The 525-nt window shown below is 74.5% G+C and carries 1 protein-coding gene; it reads right to left on the reverse strand.

Features of this window, described 5'->3' with window-relative positions; translation table 11 throughout:
- Positions 1-439, reverse strand: a 439-nt coding sequence (locus tag CWC38_RS11910; protein WP_121846905.1) for an Rv3235 family protein, incomplete at its 3' end; no start/stop codon positions are given.
- Positions 440-525 lie beyond the last annotated feature (86 nt).

Below are 525 nucleotides of genomic sequence, written 5' to 3' on the forward strand. Positions count from 1 at the left end.
CCCGTTGGGTGACCCGCCACTGCCGTGCCGTGCGCTCGATGCGCAGCGCCACCGCTCGTGCGCGGGTGGACTCCTCGACCACGAGCGATGCCTCGTAGCATCCCGCGGCGGGGCTGCACACCCGCACGCGCCGGACGCGGGCGGCGCGGTGCACCTCGAACAGGGACCGGCGCTCCGGGCACTGCTCCTGCACGAGCTTCAGCATGGCGGCCCGCTCCGCAAAGCGTTCCACCACCTCGGGATCCGTCCACCGTGAGAGCTGGGAGGCCGGTCTCGTGCCGGCGAGGATCTCCACGGCGGCCTGGCCGATGCTGCGGGCGATCGCGGCCACCCGCTCCGACTCGTTCTTCCCGGTGAGTGCGGCCGCGGAGCGGTCCTGGCGCCACGAGTAGCCGCCGGCGGGCGTGCGGGGTGTGGACTCGGGGACGATGACGGTCATGACTTTCTCCTTCGTGGGCGGGGTGGCGCGGGACGCGTTGCGTGCCCGCTGCTGCCGGGGTGCTGGGATCCGGGCGGGGGCGGCGG

This window comes from Kocuria tytonicola (assembly GCF_003687455.1).
GTDB lineage: Bacteria > Actinomycetota > Actinomycetes > Actinomycetales > Micrococcaceae > Kocuria > Kocuria tytonicola.